Origin of the sequence: Curtobacterium sp. PhB142 (assembly GCF_004341255.1) — a bacterium.
Lineage (GTDB): Bacteria > Actinomycetota > Actinomycetes > Actinomycetales > Microbacteriaceae > Curtobacterium.
Genome location: NZ_SLUT01000001.1, coordinates 364,516 through 381,345, shown reverse-complemented (window position 1 = coordinate 381,345; position 16,830 = coordinate 364,516). Strand labels below are relative to the sequence as shown.

At 72.5% G+C, this 16,830-nt stretch carries 20 protein-coding genes; 13 read left to right on the top strand and 7 right to left on the bottom strand.

From position 1 onward, the window contains the following. Positions 1–7 precede the first annotated feature (7 nt). The 3 genes from EDF31_RS01855 to EDF31_RS01845 all read right to left on the bottom strand — a co-directional run bounded on the left by EDF31_RS01855 (position 8) and on the right by EDF31_RS01845 (position 2,675). The gene (locus EDF31_RS01855; RefSeq protein ID WP_131844978.1) at positions 8–1,363 is read right to left on the bottom strand and encodes a hypothetical protein; all 1,356 of its coding nucleotides are present in this window, start codon (positions 1,361–1,363) and stop codon (positions 8–10) included. 59 nt (positions 1,364–1,422) lie between these two features. Then, the gene (locus EDF31_RS01850) at positions 1,423–1,842 is read right to left on the bottom strand and encodes a GNAT family N-acetyltransferase (protein ID WP_131844977.1); all 420 of its coding nucleotides are present in this window, start codon (positions 1,840–1,842) and stop codon (positions 1,423–1,425) included. 125 nt (positions 1,843–1,967) lie between these two features. Continuing rightward, positions 1,968–2,675, bottom strand: coding sequence for a DUF4232 domain-containing protein (locus EDF31_RS01845; RefSeq protein WP_131844976.1), 708 nt, complete (start codon positions 2,673–2,675; stop codon positions 1,968–1,970). A 101-nt stretch (positions 2,676–2,776) separates the two neighbouring features. Here EDF31_RS01845 and EDF31_RS01840 point away from each other — a divergent pair, with 101 nt between their 5' ends. After that, complete coding sequence (locus EDF31_RS01840) at positions 2,777–3,052, top strand: hypothetical protein (protein ID WP_123294504.1); 276 nt, start codon at positions 2,777–2,779, stop codon at positions 3,050–3,052. Positions 3,053–3,055: 3 nt separating this feature from the next. Here the strand turns inward: EDF31_RS01840 and EDF31_RS01835 are convergent, their stop codons facing one another. Both EDF31_RS01835 and EDF31_RS01830 read right to left on the bottom strand, forming a co-directional pair. Then, positions 3,056–3,460 (bottom strand): NUDIX domain-containing protein, encoded by a 405-nt coding sequence (locus tag EDF31_RS01835; RefSeq protein WP_279388922.1) that lies wholly within the window; start codon positions 3,458–3,460, stop codon positions 3,056–3,058. Positions 3,461–3,492: 32 nt separating this feature from the next. Continuing rightward, positions 3,493–4,815: a glutamyl-tRNA reductase gene (locus EDF31_RS01830; RefSeq protein ID WP_123294506.1), complete on the bottom strand. Its 1,323-nt coding sequence runs from the start codon at positions 4,813–4,815 to the stop codon at positions 3,493–3,495. 38 nt (positions 4,816–4,853) lie between these two features. On the opposite strand from EDF31_RS01830, the gene hemE reads away from it, so the two are divergent. The 12 genes from hemE to EDF31_RS01770 all read left to right on the top strand — a co-directional run bounded on the left by hemE (position 4,854) and on the right by EDF31_RS01770 (position 15,033). Beyond that, positions 4,854–5,960, top strand: coding sequence for a uroporphyrinogen decarboxylase (gene hemE / locus EDF31_RS01825; protein ID WP_131844975.1), 1,107 nt, complete (start codon positions 4,854–4,856; stop codon positions 5,958–5,960). Beyond that, positions 5,957–7,297, top strand: a complete 1,341-nt coding sequence (locus tag EDF31_RS01820) for an FAD-dependent oxidoreductase (RefSeq protein WP_131844974.1) — start codon at positions 5,957–5,959, stop codon at positions 7,295–7,297. Before hemE ends, EDF31_RS01820 begins: the two co-directional genes overlap by 4 nt. A 100-nt stretch (positions 7,298–7,397) precedes the next feature. Next, positions 7,398–7,652 (top strand): hypothetical protein, encoded by a 255-nt coding sequence (locus EDF31_RS01815; protein ID WP_017887727.1) that lies wholly within the window; start codon positions 7,398–7,400, stop codon positions 7,650–7,652. Then, positions 7,649–8,107, top strand: coding sequence for a phage holin family protein (locus EDF31_RS01810; RefSeq protein WP_111083766.1), 459 nt, complete (start codon positions 7,649–7,651; stop codon positions 8,105–8,107). The genes EDF31_RS01815 and EDF31_RS01810 overlap by 4 nt, the downstream gene beginning before the upstream one ends. 32 nt (positions 8,108–8,139) lie before the next feature. Beyond that, positions 8,140–8,370 (top strand): DUF3618 domain-containing protein, encoded by a 231-nt coding sequence (locus tag EDF31_RS01805; RefSeq protein ID WP_111083767.1) that lies wholly within the window; start codon positions 8,140–8,142, stop codon positions 8,368–8,370. A gap of 67 nt (positions 8,371–8,437) precedes the next feature. Then, a complete protein-coding gene (hemQ, locus tag EDF31_RS01800) occupies positions 8,438–9,181 on the top strand; it encodes a hydrogen peroxide-dependent heme synthase (RefSeq protein WP_243649804.1) in 744 nt (247 codons plus the stop codon). Continuing rightward, the gene (locus EDF31_RS01795) at positions 9,178–10,413 is read left to right on the top strand and encodes a ferrochelatase (RefSeq protein WP_131844973.1); all 1,236 of its coding nucleotides are present in this window, start codon (positions 9,178–9,180) and stop codon (positions 10,411–10,413) included. Before hemQ ends, EDF31_RS01795 begins: the two co-directional genes overlap by 4 nt. Further along, positions 10,410–11,369, top strand: coding sequence for a hydroxymethylbilane synthase (gene hemC, locus EDF31_RS01790; RefSeq protein ID WP_131844972.1), 960 nt, complete (start codon positions 10,410–10,412; stop codon positions 11,367–11,369). Before EDF31_RS01795 ends, hemC begins: the two co-directional genes overlap by 4 nt. Beyond that, positions 11,258–12,121: a uroporphyrinogen-III synthase gene (locus EDF31_RS01785; RefSeq protein WP_131844971.1), complete on the top strand. Its 864-nt coding sequence runs from the start codon at positions 11,258–11,260 to the stop codon at positions 12,119–12,121. The genes hemC and EDF31_RS01785 overlap by 112 nt, the downstream gene beginning before the upstream one ends. Beyond that, complete coding sequence (gene hemB / locus EDF31_RS01780; protein WP_260154506.1) at positions 12,118–13,173, top strand: porphobilinogen synthase; 1,056 nt, start codon at positions 12,118–12,120, stop codon at positions 13,171–13,173. The genes EDF31_RS01785 and hemB overlap by 4 nt, the downstream gene beginning before the upstream one ends. Further along, positions 13,170–14,501 carry a glutamate-1-semialdehyde 2,1-aminomutase gene (gene hemL, locus EDF31_RS01775; RefSeq protein ID WP_131844970.1) on the top strand — a complete coding sequence of 444 codons (1,332 nt, stop codon included), beginning with the start codon at positions 13,170–13,172 and terminating at the stop codon, positions 14,499–14,501. Before hemB ends, hemL begins: the two co-directional genes overlap by 4 nt. 67 nt (positions 14,502–14,568) lie before the next feature. Continuing rightward, positions 14,569–15,033, top strand: a complete 465-nt coding sequence (locus EDF31_RS01770) for a DIP1984 family protein (protein ID WP_123339224.1) — start codon at positions 14,569–14,571, stop codon at positions 15,031–15,033. A 227-nt stretch (positions 15,034–15,260) separates the two neighbouring features. Here EDF31_RS01770 and EDF31_RS01765 read toward each other — a convergent pair whose 3' ends face one another. Continuing rightward, on the bottom strand, positions 15,261–15,854 hold the full coding sequence (locus EDF31_RS01765; RefSeq protein ID WP_131844969.1) for a hypothetical protein: 594 nt from the start codon (positions 15,852–15,854) through the stop codon (positions 15,261–15,263). Between the two features lie 142 nt (positions 15,855–15,996). After that, the gene (locus EDF31_RS01760) at positions 15,997–16,827 is read right to left on the bottom strand and encodes an ATP-binding cassette domain-containing protein (RefSeq protein WP_243649803.1); all 831 of its coding nucleotides are present in this window, start codon (positions 16,825–16,827) and stop codon (positions 15,997–15,999) included. Between the last annotated feature and the right edge of the window lie 3 nt (positions 16,828–16,830).

Here is a 16,830-nt window from a genome sequence, read left to right as displayed (position 1 = left end):
GGGTCGCTCAGTTCCCCTCGGACGTTGCGTCGGGTGGCGGCACGCAGGCCGACTCGGCGGTGAGGCTCAACCCGTCGACGGTGCCGCGGATGCTGGCGGTGGCCGGGTCTGCGCCGGAGGAAGACGACCAGGAGTCGCGGCCCATCGCGCGGTCACTGACCCTGAGGCCCTCGGACGTCCAGAGCGCGGTCACGGCGTCGAACGGCTCCTGGGCGTCGTCGACCACGTCGAACACGGGCACCACGCTGAGCGCCGTCGCCCGGGTGCCGGTCGGGTCGGACGACCCGGACGTCGCGCACTGTTCGGTGCCCGTCGTCACGGTCGCCGGGACCCCGGCGGCGGCTGCTGACCGCTCGAGGAACGCGCGGAGCACGGTGGCGCGGTCGTCGACGTCTGCAGGGGCCCACGGGGTCGGCGTGGGACTCGTCGGTGCGTCGCCGTCCGGACCGGCATCCCGCGGCTTGGGTGCGTCGAGGGGGAGCCCGAGCCACCCACTGACCGCGCCGCTGCCCAGGTCGAAGGCGGTCCGCGGTGCGCGGTGTGCATCGGCTGCCTCGTCCGTCGTCGCGGCGAGGGTCTCGGCGACGTCGCCGAGCGGACGCACGCCGATCGACAGGGACGGCCGATCGGCCACTGCCGGGAGGCCGGAAGCGTCGTCGGGGGCCCGCGCCGCGTCTGCGTACGTCGTCCCGGGCGAGTAGTAGAGGCGCTCCACGTGGTGGTCGTCGGCGAGTGTGTCGATCATGCGCATCAGGGCCCGGCCGGGGTGCGTGGCCGTGACGTCGACGGACACGTCGCCGCGGCTCAAGGTCGTCGTCCTCGTCGTACTCGTGTTCGTCGGCTCTGGACCGGTGATCGTCCGCACACGTTTCGCTGCATCGCTGAAGCTGACGTCCCGCACGAGCCCGATCCTCGAACCGGTCGGGGTCATCCACAGCTGTCGCACGAAGGTCCGCGTGCGCAGCCGACCGGCCAGGCCGACGACCCTGCGGTCCATCGGATCGAGGCTGACCGGAGCGGTCTTCCGCGCAGACGGCACGTCGAGTGTCACCTGCAGCGTCGTGCCGGTGACACCGCGCTCGGCCGTCCGCCGGACCCGCTCGGCGACGGCGAGGTCGGCGGTGTCCGCGGTGACCCGGAGCGACGTGAGCCAGTTGTCCGGGTCGTCCTTGGCGTCGAACTGGCGGATCTCGCCCTCGGTCGAGCCCACGCCGGGCAGCCGATCGACGTCCGCGATCAGGTCCGCGAGCGCCGACTCCGACCCGTGCGGCGGCGGTGGCATCGTGCACGCTGCGAGTGCCAGCAGGGCCCCGAGTGCGGTCGCGATCGCTGCCGCGGACCGTGTTCGTCTTCGAGCCCCCATGCCGTGAGTCTAGGAACGGGCCGTCGCAGTGCGGTATCGGTCGCGAGACCCATCGGTGCTCAGCGGAGGACCACGAACGACCGCAACGGCTGCGGGGCGACGTCGTGGACCTCGACGAAGCCACGTGACTCGTAGAACGCGCGCTGACCTGGCTCCGCATCGGTGAGCAGGACCGTCTGGCGGACACCCGCGTACCGCTCGAGGACGGCGTCGAGCAACGCGCCGCCGACGCCGGACCGGTGCGCTTCCGGCACCACGAGCAGGTCCTGGACGTAGACGATCGTCACGCCGTCGGACACCGTGCGGACGAGCCCGAGCAAGCGGTCGTCGTCGTCGCGTGCGGTCAGCACGGTGTCGGAGCCCGCGATCGCCCTGGCGAGGGCGGCGGGGTCCTGCGTGTACGAGGTCCACCCGACGGCTTCGTAGAGGGTGAGGAGTTCGTCGGTCCCCGGTCGTTCGTCCCTGATGGCGAAGGTCACCGGTCCATCGTGCACGAGGCCCGAGGCGGCCAGGCCGAGGTCGACACCGCCGCCGGGCGTCCGGTGAACCCTCCGTGGGCATCACGGTGATCCGGCTGCCCGACGAGCCAGCCGTCACCCACCCGCTACGACGTCGCCTGCCCCTCCGGCACGAGCGCCTGCACGGACAGCAGCGACGCATCGGCGGACGAGCACGCCTGGTAGTCGGCGTCCTTCACGAACAGCGACTGCTTGGATCCGGGCGGGTACACACGGAAGCCGTCCGGGGTCTTCGGCGAGCAGTCGGCCTTCGAGTAGTTCCCGGCCTGGACGATCTTGAGCGGTGCCACGGCGGTCTGCCCGGCGGCCAGGGTCACGGTCGGGTGCGGTGAGCTCTTCTCCTGCGTCGCCGCAGCACCGATCTGGGTGCCGTTGCCGCCGCCGACGAACGAGACGCCCGGCCAGCCCTGCAGGGTGCAGGTGGTCGACCCGGTGTTCTGCAGGGCGAGGTGCACGATGACGCTGCCGGCCGCACCGCCGCTGCCCGGCTCGATGCTGGCGGCGAGCGAGGACGCGGCACAGCGACCGCCAGCGGCCGACCCGGACCCCGACGACCCGGACCCCGACGAGCCGGATCCGGAAGACCCGGAACCGGTGCCGGCCGACGCCGACGAGCCGGACGACGGGGTCGCGGACGACGACGACGCCGACGAGGACGACGACGGCGACGGCGCGGGTGCGGTCACCGTCTCGGTGGCGGAGGGCTCCCCGCCGGAGGCGCAACCCGCCAACGCCCCGACTGCGACGAGCCCGGTGACGGCGAGCAGGAACTTCGATCGACTGCTGCGTTGCATGGTGCACAGGCAACCACCACCGGGAGATCGCGGTTCGGTCGGCATCCAGGGACCGCGAGCACACTCCGGAGCAAGGAACCCGAGCAGCGGAGGTCGGACACATGACGGGCAAGCACGAACAGGCACGTGGCGACGAGGGCCGCGCGGACGGGGTCGAGACCCGCGCAGGTGCCTTCACGGACAGCGACATCCCCGGCGAGGAGCGCGTCACGACGACGGAGCCCGTCGGCGAGTTCGTCGCGAGCGACATCCCGGGCGAGGCCCGCCCGGAGTCGAGCGGACCCGACGGCGAGTACGTCGAGTCGGACATCCCCGGCGAGGCCGAACCGACGCAGGACGGTGAGACCGGCCACTACGTCGACAAGGACCAGGCCTGACGACTAGTCGATGCGCTCCGCCGCCACCAGGCGGCGGAGCGTCTCCACGCCCGCTGGCGGGCAGCGACCGGCATCCTCCGAGGTGACCCACTCGACCTCGTCCACCTCGGCCGAGGCGACGGGCGTGGCGGAGTCCAACGGGCCTCCTGGTCGGACCAGGAACAGGGTCATCGCGACCATGGTGCCTGGCGCCTGCCCGTGGGCCGGCTCGAGGACGACACCGAACGGGTCGACGTCGTCGGCGGTCACCCGCAGGCCGGTCTCCTCGTGTGCTTCGCGGATGGCGGCGTCGAGGTCGGTCTCGTGCGGCTCGGCCTTGCCGCCGGGCAGGTAGAGCACGTCGCGCGCTCGCGCACGCACCATCAGGACGCGTCGGTCCCGCACCAGCAGGAGCGCGCTGACCCGCAGCGTGGGTGGCTGGGTCGTGTCGGCCGGGAGGCTCAGCTCGCGTCCGCCTCGTCGGCGCGCTTCGAGACGGTCGGGTCCAGGGCGGTGCGGTCGGCGAGCGGGACGACGGGCGCCGGCAGCTCTGCCTCGGGCTCGGGCCGCACGCCGAACAGGGCGTCGATGGCCCCCACGAACTCCTCGCCACGACCGGCGCGGCCGAGCTCACGGGCCCGGACGGAGGGGCGGTGCAGCAGGACGCCGACCAGGTGCCGGAGCGCCCGCTCGGTGTGCTCGGCGGACTCGCCGTCGGCGTCGCCGCGGCGCTTGGCGCGGTCGATCTCGTCGTCGAGGATGTCGAACACGTGCTTGCGGAAGGCGACGAGGGCCGGGGTGGTCGACTGCTCGAGCGCCTGCGCCCGGAAGCGGGACACGGCGTCGTCGACCATCGCGCGGGCCTCGGACTCGGCGTTCAGCTCGGAGATCGGGGCGTGCAGGCTGATGGTCTCGAGGTCGAGCAGCTCGACGCCGTCGACACCGGCAGCGGCCGGGTCGACGTTGCGGGGGAGTCCGAGGTCGATGACGATGCGGCGGATGCCGTCGTCGAGGTCGGCCGGTGCGACGACCGGGAGCTCGCTCGACGTGCAGGTGATCACGACGTCGCTGGTGCCGATCGCGTGGCGCAGGTCACGGGCGGCGACGAGGTCGTGCTTCGCGGCGAACCAGGCGGCACGGCCCGAGGGCGAGAACACCTGGATGTGCACGGCGCCGCGGTCGCGCAGGGCCGCGATGGTGGTGGCCGCGTAGCTCCCGGTGCCGATCAGCAGCACGCGGGTGTGGGCCCAGTCGGTGACGCGCGACGACGCGAGCTGCAGGCCGAGGCGCACGAGCGAACGACCGGCGGCACCGATCCGGGTGCGGGTCTTGACGCCGCGCGAGGTGTGGGCGGCTTCCTGGAACAGCCGCTCGAGGTCCGAGGTGGTGGTGCCGTTGCTCCGGGCGTCCTCGAGCGAGCGGCGGACCTGGCCGGAGATCTCGGTCTCGCCGACGACGACGGACTCGAGCCCGCTCGACACGGCGAACAGGTGCTGCACGACGTCCTTGCCGCCGAGCACGTTGACCGAATCACGCAGTTCGGTGGCGTCCAGGTCGCTCGCAGCGGCCACGGCCTGCACGGTGGCGGCGACGGCGGAGTCGCGGTCGTCGCCGGCGATGTCGAGGTAGGCCTCGAAACGGTTGCAGGTGGCGAGGACGACGGCGCCGTCCAGGACGTCGGAATCCGTCACGAGGTGGCCTGCTGCGGCCGGGGCAGCGATGCTCAGTCGCTCCAAGAGGTCGAAGCTGGCGTTGCGATGCGACGCCGTGAGACAGATGAGCACGTAGCCAATGGTAACGCGCTCGATGGGACAATCATCCGGTGACCGACGCGACGACCACATCCCTCCCCGACTCCCACCCCCTGGCATCAGGGCGGACGAGCGGGTCCCGCCTCGTCCGGGCCCTGCGGGGTGACCGTCCGGAGACGCTGCCGGTGTGGTTCATGCGGCAGGCCGGTCGGTCGTTGCCCGAGTACCGCGAGCTCCGGGTGGGCACGGCCATGCTCGACGCGTGCCTCGACCCCGAGATGGCGTCGGAGATCACGCTGCAGCCCGTCCGCCGGCACGGGGTGGACGCCGGCATCTTCTTCAGCGACATCGTCGTGCCGATCAAGCTCGCGGGCGTGGACGTCGAGATCGTCCCCGGTCGCGGCCCCGTGCTCGGCTCACCGATCCGCACCGCGGCGGACGTCGACGCTCTCGAGCCGCTGGACCCGGCGGCCCTCGAGCCGATCCGGCAGGCGGTCGCCCGCACGGTCGAGCAGCTCGGCGACACCCCGCTGATCGGATTCGCAGGCGCACCCTTCACGCTCGCCGCGTACCTGGTCGAGGGCGGCCCGTCGAAGGACCACATCCGCGCACGGACCCTCATGCACGCGGAGCCGGAGACCTGGTCGCGGCTGCTGGCCTGGGCGGCCGAGGTGTCGGGGGCGTTCCTCCGGGCCCAGGTGCTCGCCGGGGCCTCGGCCGCACAGCTCTTCGACTCGTGGGTCGGGTCCCTGTCGCGCGCCGACTACGTCCGGTACGTCGCACCGCACTCGGCGCAGGCGCTGTCCCACGTGACCGACCTGGGCGTGCCGCGCATCCACTTCGGCGTCGGCAGCGGCGAGGTCCTCGCCGACATGACCACGCTCGGCACCGACACGGTCGGGGTCGACGCGGTCGGGGTCGACTGGCGGCTGCCGCTCGACGAGGCCGTCCGCCGTGTCGGCACCGGCGTCAGCGTGCAGGGCAACATCGACCCGGCGATGCTCGCGGCCCCGTGGGAGGTCCTCGAAGCGCACGTGCGCGAGGTCGTCCGCCGCGGTGGCGCCGCCCGCGCCCACGTCGTGAACCTCGGCCACGGTGTGCCGCCCGAGACCGACCCGACGGTGCTGACGCGCGTCGTCGAGCTGGTCCACTCGCTCGGTGACGGGTCTGCCGCGTGACCGACGTCGTCGTGGTCGGCGGCGGGATCGCCGGACTCGTCACGGCCCGTGACCTGGCGAAGGGCGGCGCGGACGTCGTGCTCGTCGAGTCGTCCGGCGTGCTCGGCGGCATGATCCGGCGGCACACGGTCGGCGGCCTCGACGTCGACATGGCGGCAGACTCGTTCGCGACCCGCACGGACGCCGTCGGCCGCCTGGCGATCGAACTCGGGCTCGGCAACGACGTCGTCGCCCCGGACCCGCGCGGTGCCTGGTTGATGACCCGTGACGGCCGGACGTCGCCGATCCCCGCGACCGGGCTCCTCGGCATCCCGAGCACCCCGATGGCCGCCGACGTGCTCGCCGTGGTCGGGCAGAAGGGCGGGCTCCGTGCACAGATGGACTCGCTGCTGCCCGGACCGGTCGGCGCCAAGGCGGAGTCCCTGGGCGAACTCGTCCGGCGGCGCATGGGGGAGCGGGTCCTCGACGACCTGGTCGTCCCGATCGCCGGCGGGGTGCACTCCACCCACCCGGACCAGCTCGACCCGGAGCGGGTGGCTCCCGGCCTCCGTGCGGCACTGCTCCGCGAGGGCTCGCTGGCCCGCGCGGTCCTGGCACTCCGGGCCCGCGCGGCCGCCGGTACCCCGGTGCAGGGGATCCGGGGCGGGATCGCCCGGCTCGTGGACGAACTCGTCGCCGACATGGAGACCTACCGCGTCGACGTCCGGCTGCACACCCGGGCGACCCGGATCGAGGCGCACGCGGTCGAGGTCGTCTCCGCCGACGGCACGGTCGAACGCCTGCCCGCGCAGCACACCCTGTCGTCGGTGCCCGATCCCGAGCGCACCGTGGCGCCGGACCGGACCGGGATCGAGCTCGTCACGCTCGTCGTCGACCAGCCCGAGCTCGACGCAGCCCCCCGCGGGACCGGGATGCTCGTGCACCCGGACGCGCAGGCCGTGTCGGCGAAGGCCCTGACGCACGCGACGGTGAAGTGGCCGTGGCTCGCCGAGGCGGCTGCCGGCCGCCACGTGCTACGCCTGAGCTACGCGACGCCCGCCGACGCGACCAGCGCACCGGGCGCGAGCGGTCCCGACGACGCGGCCACGAGCCTCCCGGTCGACCCGGACGGACCCGTCGGCACCCGAGCGCTGCACGACGCGGCCACGCTGCTCGGCGTCCCCCTGACGGCGACGCACGTCGTGGGCGCTGCGCGCGTGCGCTGGCACGGTCCGGACCTGACCGCTGCCGGCCTCGGAGCAGGGGTCATCGGCATCGGTGAGGTCGCGACCGGACGGGGCCTGGCCGGGATCATCGCGGCCGCCCGCACCGCCGCTGGACAGATCCTGGATTCCTGAGCGGACCCCAGACCGCCCGGGGGCTACTGTTGGTGAGACCGTCGGACGTATTCCGTTCGGCGCATGACCACCGCACACTGAACCAACGGAGGAATCGCACATGCGCGGAAAGCTCCTGTTCGTCGCCGGCGCCGCACTCGGGTACGTCCTGGGATCGCGAGCCGGACGGGCGCGGTACGAGCAGATCAAGACCGTCAGCGGCAAGGTCTGGAACAGCAACGGCGTCCAGAAGGGCGTGCACGTCGCCGAGGACTTCATCGCCGACAAGACCCCGGACGTCGCCGAGTTCATCGGTGAGACGACCAAGAAGGCCGTCCGCAAGGTCGGCCAGAAGAAGGACACCACCACCTCATGACCGACACCCGCGACCGCAAGTCGCGTTCGCTGTTCGGTCTGGTGGGCGACGTCCCGAAGCTCGTCAAGGGCCTGGTCAAGGGTGAGATCGACCTGCTCAAGGCCGAGATGCTCACGAAGGCCAAGATCTTCGGGCTCGCCGCGGGGCTGCTGGTCGGTGCACTCGTCATCGTGCTCTACGCGATCGGCGTGCTCCTGACCGCCGCCGTGATGGGCCTGGCGACCGTGATGCCGGCCTGGCTCGCAGCGATCGTGATCGCCGTGGTGATGCTGATCGTCGCCGCCATCCTCGGGTGGATCGGCTGGAAGCGCCTGAAGAAGGGCCTCCCGATCACGCCGAAGCGCACGATCGACAGCGTCAAGAACGACATCAACGCGGTGAAGGGGATGGGCAAGAAGCCCACTCCGCCGAGCCAGTACGGCAGCCGCAAGCCGGACGTCGGCGGCCGGTTCTGAGCCCCGACAGCCGCACCACCGACGGAGGAACCGTGACCGATCCGCACGACGATCTCGCAGACCGCGTCGCCGCGACCCGCGCCCAGCTGTTCGACACCCTCGACGCGATCGAGGACAAGCTCAACGTGCCGAAGCAGATCGGCATCGCGGCGTCGAAGGTCAAGCGCGGCATCGACGAGAAGCCGGTCCCGTACCTGGCCGGCCTCGCAGCCGGAGTAGCGGTGGTCGGGGGTATCGTCGTGATGGTGCTCCGACGGCGGTAGACCGCCCGAGCGCGGTCCACCGGGTGCGGGGCGGCCACAACCCTGGCAACCGATAGGACAAGGACCCATGAGTTCCGACGCGCCCGCTCCTGCATCCGCGCACACCTCTCCGCACGAGACCGACCCCGCGACGGGGATCGATCCCAACCTCATGACGGCGTACGCCCTCTGGGCCGTGTTCCGCAGGCCACTCGGCCCGGTCCACCGCGTCGGTGACGACGCCGTGGCCGAGCTCGACGCCGTGGTCGCGTCCGCCGCCGAGCGCGGGGTGACCGTCCGTGGCTTCTACGACGTCTCAGGCTTCCGCGCCGACGCCGACGTCATGATCTGGCTGCACGGCGATGACGCGCAGGTCATCCAGGCCGTGCTGCGCGAGATCCGCCGCACCGGGCTGTTCCAGGACACCGAGCCGGTGTGGCACGTCATGGCGATGCACCGCGAAGCCGAGTTCAACAAGCGGCACACCCCGGCGTTCCTGCGTGGCAAGGACCCCGAGGCGTGGATCACGGTCTACCCCTTCGTCCGCTCCTTCGAGTGGTACCTGCTGCCCGAGGACGAGCGCTCGAAGATGCTGCGCGACCACGGGATCGCCGGTGCCAAGTACCGCCGCGTCCTGACGAACACCATCGCGACCTTCGCCCTGAGCGACTACGAGTGGATCCTGCCGCTCGAGAGCCCCGAGCTCGTCGACCTCGTCGACCTCATGCGCGACCTCCGGGCCACCGAGGCCCGTCTGCACGTGCGCGAAGAGGTCCCCTTCTTCACGGGTCGTCGCATGACGACCGCCGAACTCCCGGAGGTGCTGTCATGACCGACACCAGCCTGATCACGAACGGTCAGCCCGTCCTCGCCGCCACCCCCGCGGCCGCTTCCGGCCCGGAGCACGTCGAGGTCCCGACCGCCTACGACGCGATCCTGCTCGCCGGCTTCGGTGGCCCCGAGGGCCAGGACGACGTCATCCCCTTCCTGCGCAACGTCACCCGCGGCCGCGGCATCCCCGACGAGCGGCTCGAAGAGGTCGCGCACCACTACCGGCACTTCGGCGGCGTGAGCCCGATCAACGCGCAGAACCGCGCGTTGAAGGCGGCGCTCGAGGCCGAGCTGGCCTCGCGTGGCATCGACATGCCAGTGCTCTGGGGCAACCGCAACTGGGAGCCCTACCTCGAGCAAGCCTTCACCGATGCCGCCGACAAGGGCTACAACAAGCTCATCGCGATCGCCACGAGCGCTTACTCGTCGTTCTCGAGCTGCCGCCAGTACCGCGAGGACTACGCACGCGTGCTCGACGAGACCGGTCTGCTCGGCACCATCGAGATCGACAAGATCCGGCAGTTCTTCGACCACCCCGGCTTCGTCCGCCCGTTCGTCGACGGCGTCCGTGACGGCATGGCGAAGGCCATCGCCGAGAACGACGGCCTCGAGGTCGCGACCGAGCTGCACGTGCTGTTCTCGACGCACTCGATCCCGTCGACCGACGCTGCGAAGTCCGGCCCGGACTACCGCGGCTTCGACGAGCACGGTGCCTACGAGGCCCAGCACCTCGCCGTCGCGCAGGTCGTCCTCGACCAGGCGTGGGCGGAGCTGCTCGAGCAGCCCGAGCACGCGCACCTGCAGGGCACGTCCAAGCCCGCGTGGAAGCTCGTCTACCAGTCGCGCTCCGGCCCCCCGACGCAGCCGTGGCTCGAGCCCGACATCAACGACTACATGAACGAGGAGCTCAAGGGCGGCCCGACCCGCGCCGTGCTCATCGTCCCGCTCGGCTTCGTGAGCGACCACATGGAGGTCATGTGGGACCTCGACGAGGAAGCCACCGAGACCGCGCAGGAGCTCGGTTTCTGGTCGGTCCGCACGCAGACCCCCGGTGTCGACCCGGCCTACGTCTCCGGTCTCGTCGACCTGGTGCTCGAGCGCGTCAACGGCACCCCCACGAGCGAGCGTCCGCACCTGACCGACATCGGTCCCTGGTACGACGTCTGCCGCCCGGGCTGCTGCGAGAACGTCCGCGCCGGCTTCAAGCCCGCCGCCGCCGGCGTCGCACCGTGACCGACGCACCGACCCCGATCCGGCTGGGCACCCGCGCCAGCCGGCTCGCGGTCGCGCAGTCGCAGGACGTCGCCGACCGCCTGGCAGCGGCGTCCGGTCGGCCCGTCGAACTTGTCACGGTCACGAGCGAGGGCGACACGAACCGCGCCTCGCTCGCGTCGCTGGGGGGCACGGGCGTGTTCGCCAGCGCCCTTCGCGAAGCCCTGGTCGCCGGCGAGGTCGACGTCCTGGTGCACTCGCTCAAGGACCTGCCGACCGCGCCGTACCCGGGCCTGACGATCGCTGCCGTGCCGAAGCGTGCCGACGCCCGCGACGTCCTCGTCGCGCGGAACGGCGCCACGGTCGAGAGCCTGCCCGAGGGTGCGAAGGTCGGCACGGGTTCACCGCGTCGCGTCGCGCAGCTCAGGGCGAAGCGCCCCGACCTGGACGTCATCGACATCCGCGGCAACATCGACACCCGCCTGGGCCGGGTGGACGACGACCTCGACGCCGTCGTGCTCGCCGCCGCCGGGCTCACCCGCATCGACCGCCTGTCGGCCGCCACCGAACTGCTCGACCTCGGTTTCTGGCCGAGCGCTCCGGGGCAGGGCGCCCTGGCGATCGAGACCCGTGCTGCTGAGACCGACACGAACCTGCTCGCCGCGCTGCGCAAGATCGAGCACGCCCCGACCCGCCTGACGGTGTCGGCCGAGCGCGAGGTGCTGGCGAAGCTCGAGGCCGGCTGCTCCGCCCCGATCGGTGCGACCGCGGTCGTGGACGCCGAGCTCCTGCTCGTCTCCGCCACCGTCTACAGCCCCGACGGCGCCGAGTACCGCACGGCGTCGCACGCGGCCGTGCTCGAGGGATCCGCGCAGGACCGTCTCGCCGAAGCACTCGAGGTCGGTGGCCGCGTGGCCGCCGAGCTGCTCGAGAACGGTGCCGGCGACCTGGCGGACCTCGCCGACTCGGTGAAGTAGAGCCCGTCACGGACACGCCCGCTCCCGTCGTCGTCATCCCCCGGGGTGGCACGTGGGGCGAGCGCGTCGCGACGGCGGCTCGGCAGCGCGGGCTCGACCCGAAGGTCGTCCCGCTCATCACGACCGAGCGGCCGGTCGACGGCGGCCCGCTCGACCGTGCCGTCGCCCGCGTGGCCGGGTACGCGTGGGTGGTGGTGACCAGTGCGACGGCCGTGACGGTGCTCGCAGAACGCATGGCGGGCCTCCCGTCCGGTGTCCGCGTTGCGGCGGTCGGTGAGCCGACCGCCCGTGCCGCGCGTGCTGCGGGCTGGGTCGTCGACCTCGTGCCGGAGCAGGCCTCGGCCGCTGCCCTCGTCGACGCGCTGCCGGATACCGACGGCACCGTGCTCTTCCCGCGCTCCGAGATCGCCGCGCCGACCCTCGTCGACGGACTGCGGGCCCGCGGCATCGACGTGGACGACGTGGTCGCGTACCGTACCGTGGGGACCGGCGACGAGCCGATCACCCTCGACGCGGTGCCCGACGCGGTGCTCGTGACGAGCGGCAGCGTCGCCCGCGAGATCGCCCGCCGGATGACCCCGCTCGACCCCCGCACCCTCGTGGCCTGCATCGGCCCCGGAACCGCCGCGGACGCGCGCGCGACCGGACTGCCGGTCCACGTCGTCGGACCCACCCGGTCCGCAGAAGCCCTGCTCGACGCCGTCGTCGAGGCCCTGAACCCCACCGCCCCCGAACAGGAAGGCCACCCGTGACCGGCCGTTTCCCCCAGGTCCGCCCCCGTCGACTCCGCGCCACCCCCGCGATGCGACGGCTCGTCGCCGAGACCCGGCTGCACCCAGCCGAGCTCGTGCTGCCGATGTTCATCCGCGAAGGCGCCACCGACGCCGTCGACATCTCGAGCATGCCGGGCGTGCAGCAGCACTCGCTCGACTCGTTCCGTCGCGCCCTGGTGTCGGCCGCGGAGGTCGGGATCGGCGGCGTGAACCTGTTCGGCGTCCCGACCACGAAGGACGCCACCGGTTCCGGCGCGACCGACCCCGACGGCATCCTCAACGTGGCCATCCGCGTGGCGAGGGAAGAGGTCGGTGACGACCTGGTCGTGCAGTCCGACCTGTGCCTCGACGAGTTCACCGACCACGGCCACTGCGGCGTCCTGGCGGCGGACGGCTCCGTCGACAACGACGCGACCCTGCTGCGGTACCGCGACATGGCGGTCGCGCAGGCAGAGGCCGGCGCCGAACTGGTGTGCCTGAGCGGGATGATGGACGGCCAGATCGCCGCCGCGCGTGACGCGCTCGACGTCGCCGGGCACACCGGCACCGCGCTGCTGGCCTACGCGGCCAAGTACGCCTCCGCCTTCTACGGCCCCTTCCGCGAGGCCGTGTCGTCGTCGCTCGTCGGCGACCGGCGGACCTACCAGATCGACGCCGCCAACGGTCGACAGGGGCTGCGCGAGGTCGCGCTCGACGTCGACGAGGGTGCCGACGTCGTGATGGTGAAGCCCGCGATGAGCTACCTCGACGTGCTCGCCGAGACCGCTGCGACGTCGCCCGTGCCGGTCTGGGCCTACCAGATCTCCGGCGAGTACGCGATGATCACGGCAGCCGCGCAGAACGGCTGGATCGACCGTGACGCCGCCGCGATGGAGTCGCTCATCGGCATCAAGCGTGCCGGCGCCGACGCGATCCTGACCTACTTCGCCGTCGACATCGCGCGGAAGCTCAACCAGGAGGCCGGCCTCCGCACCTCCGGCACCACCGCCGCAGTCGCCGGCATCGCCTCGACCGGGAAGGCCCCCGAATGACCACGAACGACCAGCTGTTCGGCCGCGCCAAGAACGCGATCCCCGGCGGCGTGAACTCGCCCGTCCGCGCCTACGGTTCGGTGGGCGGCACCCCGCGCTTCCTGGTGTCGGCGAAGGGCGCGTACGTCACCGACGCCGAGGGACGCGAGTACGTCGACCTCGTAGCGTCGTGGGGTCCGGCGATCCTCGGGCACGCCCACCCCGGCACCGTCGAGGCCGTGCAGCAGGCCGCCGCGCGCGGACTGTCCTTCGGCGCCTCGACCCCGGGCGAGACCGAGCTCGCCGAGCTCGTGAAGCAGCGGGTGTCGGTCGACGGCGACGGCCCCATCGAGAAGCTCCGCATGGTGTCGACCGGCACCGAGGCCACGATGACGGCGATCCGGTTGGCCCGCGGCTACACCGGCCGCGACCTGCTCGTGAAGTTCGCCGGGCACTACCACGGGCACTCCGACTCCCTGCTCGCCGAGGCCGGTTCGGGTGTCGCCACCCTGGCCCTGCCGGGCAGCGCGGGCATCACCGAGGAGACCGCGGCGCAGACCCTGGTGCTGCCGTACAACGACCTCGACGCCGTCCGCCGCGCGTTCGACGAGCACTCCGAGCGCATCGCCGGCGTCATCGTCGAGGCCGCCGCGGCGAACATGGGCGTGCTCGCTCCCGAGCGCGGGTTCAACCGCGCGCTCGCGCAGATCGTGCAGGCGCACGGGGCGCTGCTCATCGTCGACGAGGTCCTGACCGGGTTCCGCGTCGGGTCGGCCGGCTGGTGGGGCCTCGAGGCGTCGAAGGTCGTCCCCGACGGCGCCGGGTGGAAGCCCGACCTGATCACGTTCGGCAAGGTCATCGGTGGCGGCATGCCCCTCGCCGCGCTCGGCGGCCGACGCGAGGTCATGGACTTCCTCGCCCCGCTCGGCCCCGTGTACCAAGCGGGCACCCTGTCCGGCAACCCGCTCGCGGTCGCCGCCGGCATCGCCACGCTCCGGGCTGCGACGCCGTCGGTGTACGAGTCGCTGAACCGCACGGCCTCGGTCATCTCCGCGGCCACGTCGGACGCACTGTCGGCCGAGGGCGTCGCCCACACCGTGCAGCGCGCCGGCAACCTGTTCTCGTTCGCCTTCACGGACACCGCACCGCGGAACTACGACGACGTGCGGGCACAGGACGTGTTCCGGTACGCCCCGTTCTTCCACGCGATGCTCGACGCCGGGGTGACCCTGCCGCCGAGCGTGTTCGAGGCGTGGTTCGTCACGGCCGCCCACGACGACCGGGCCGTCGGACGGATCCTCGACGCCCTGCCCGCGGCGGCGAAGGCAGCGGCCGCCGCGGCGGCGTAGGCAGGAGCCGCCGCGGCGGGATAGGGTCGGCGCGCCGTGCCGGAGCCTCGGCTGGTTGACTGGCCGCATGCAACTCGCCGAGGCCCTGATCGAGCGCGCCGACCTGCAGAAGCGCATCGAACAACTGCGCGGCCGCATCGCCGCGAACGCCCGTTACCAAGAGGGCGAGGAGCCCGACGAGGACGCCCGCGAGCTCCTCGCCGAGGCCGAGCGGTCGATCGACGCGCTCGAGGTCCTGCTGGCCCGCATCAACGCGACGAACGCCAGCACCACCGTGGCGTCCGGGCAGACCGTCACCGCACTGCTCGCCCGACGCGATGCCCTGCGGCTGCGGCACGCGCTCGTCACCGGAGCGGCGGACGCCACGGCCGGCACGAACGGCGGCTACCGACAGCTCCGCAGCGAACTCCGCACGTTCGCCGCGCTGCCGACCGCCGAGCTCCGGTCGCGGGCCGACGCCCTGGCGAAGGAGATCCGCGAACTCGACGCGGTCGTCCAGCGCACCAACTGGGAGGTCACCCTGGTCGACTGAACAGCGGGGCGGTGCGTCGGTAGACGGACCGGGGCGGGTACGGACCCGACGACCGGCGGGCAACCCGGTCACCTGTCGGCGCAGTGGGCAGCGCCATGGCGAGAGCCGTGCACATCGCAGCCCAGCACGTCGCACCAGGTACGGTGCACACCGCACCACGCACAACCGCGTACCGACCGGACCGACGAGGGCGGGACAGGGGACAGCACCGCCCCACCCTCGACGGGTCAGGAGCAGTCGGCCTTGGTGAAGGTCGTGTCGAGCGTCTTCGAGGTGCCGTCGAACGCGTAGGTGTACCGCATGTCGACGCCCTCGTCGAGGAGGTCCTTGGTGTCGCTGTTCGAGCAGAGCGTCGGGCCGACCGAGTCGCGGATGGCGCTCTCGGTGATCGACGCCGGGTCGACGCTGGACGACACCGTGTAGTCGTAGTGGATCGCGTTGCCCTCGGCCTCGACGCCCGTCCACGACGTCACCGAGTCGACCTGCTTCGGCAGGTCGCTCTGCTCGCGGATCTGCACGACGGCCTTCGAGACCTTCTCCTCCGTCGAGTCGCTGAACGCGGCGGTGAGCGCCTGGCGGACCAGGAACGCGACGACCACGGCGACGACGACGCCGAGCAGTGAGATGAGGACGCGCTTGCCACGGGACTGCTTGGGCGGCGGGGCGTACGGAGCGCCGGCGGCAGCGGGCTGCGCGTACGGCTGCTGGCCGGGCTGCTGCTGCGCCCAGGGCTGCTGGCCCGGCTGCTGCGGACCGGGTTGCTGCGGGCCGGCGTTCGGCTGCGGCTCGGACCCCGGGTAGGGCGGCGGCGTGTTCGTCATGGTGTTCCCCCTCGTTGCGGTGCGCGGCCTGACACCGTCGTCCGGCATCGGGTCCCTCCCCGACACGGGCCGCGGACACCTGAGCAACCATCCAAGCACAGGCCGGAGCGCCGCAACGCGCCTGTCCGGCCCCCGCGACGGGTCAGGCGGAACGGCGTGCGGCCCAGCGGCCCTCGGAGCGCAGGATCGCGAGCGGGAAGTCGAACGCGTGCGACACCGCCGACGACGTGATGACCTCGTCCGCCGTGCCCTGTGCTACCACGGCACCGTCGCGGAGGAGCATCGCGTGCGAGGTCGACACCGGCAGGTCCTCGAGGTGGTGCGTGACCATGACGCTCCCGAGCTCGGGGTGTCGGTGCCGCAGGGCGTCGACCGTCTCGAGCAGGTGCTCGCGCGCGGCGACGTCGAGCCCGGTCGCCGGTTCGTCGAGCAGCAGCAACTGCGGCTCGGACATCAGTGCCCGTGCGATGAGGGTCCGTCCGCGTTCGCCCTGGGACAGCACGGGCCAGCGTGCGTCGCGTCGTGCGGCGAGCCCGACGTCGGCGATGTGCTGCTCGGCCAGTGCGACCTGCGCGGCCGTGGGCTCCCACCGCATCATGAGGTCGGTGGTGCCCGTCAGTCCCGTCAGCACCGTCTCGAGCACGGTGAGCGGGGAGAGCATCCGGTGCCGCGGGTCGACGTGGCCGATGTGCTCACGCAGCTCGCGGACGTCGACGCGTCCGAGGCGTCGGCCGAGCACCTCGACCGTGCCCGCCGTGGGGTGGCCCGTCGCCCCGAGCACCGCGAGCAGCGTCGACTTGCCGGCGCCGTTCGGTCCGAGGAGCGCCCAGTGCTCACCGCGGCGGACGATCAGGTCGACCTCGTGCAGCAGGTCGCGGCCGGAGCGCGTCACACGGACGCCCTCGGCACGGAGCAGGACGTCGTCGGCGCGGAACTGGGCGCCCGCGGCGCGGAACTGGTCGGTGTCGGTCACGAC

Excerpts from the sequence above, each read along its gene's own strand:
- EDF31_RS01855 (WP_131844978.1), bottom strand. The coding sequence starts at position 1,363 with ATGGGGGCTCGAAGACGAACACGGTCCGCGGCAGCGATCGCGACCGCA.
- EDF31_RS01845 (WP_131844976.1), bottom strand. The coding sequence starts at position 2,675 with ATGCAACGCAGCAGTCGATCGAAGTTCCTGCTCGCCGTCACCGGGCTC.
- EDF31_RS01840 (WP_123294504.1), top strand. The coding sequence starts at position 2,777 with ATGACGGGCAAGCACGAACAGGCACGTGGCGACGAGGGCCGCGCGGAC.
- EDF31_RS01815 (WP_017887727.1), top strand. The coding sequence starts at position 7,398 with ATGCGCGGAAAGCTCCTGTTCGTCGCCGGCGCCGCACTCGGGTACGTC.
- EDF31_RS01810 (WP_111083766.1), top strand. The coding sequence starts at position 7,649 with ATGACCGACACCCGCGACCGCAAGTCGCGTTCGCTGTTCGGTCTGGTG.
- hemQ (WP_243649804.1), top strand. The coding sequence starts at position 8,438 with ATGAGTTCCGACGCGCCCGCTCCTGCATCCGCGCACACCTCTCCGCAC.
- EDF31_RS01795 (WP_131844973.1), top strand. The coding sequence starts at position 9,178 with ATGACCGACACCAGCCTGATCACGAACGGTCAGCCCGTCCTCGCCGCC.
- hemL (WP_131844970.1), top strand. The coding sequence starts at position 13,170 with ATGACCACGAACGACCAGCTGTTCGGCCGCGCCAAGAACGCGATCCCC.
- EDF31_RS01770 (WP_123339224.1), top strand. The coding sequence starts at position 14,569 with ATGCAACTCGCCGAGGCCCTGATCGAGCGCGCCGACCTGCAGAAGCGC.
- EDF31_RS01765 (WP_131844969.1), bottom strand. The coding sequence starts at position 15,854 with ATGACGAACACGCCGCCGCCCTACCCGGGGTCCGAGCCGCAGCCGAAC.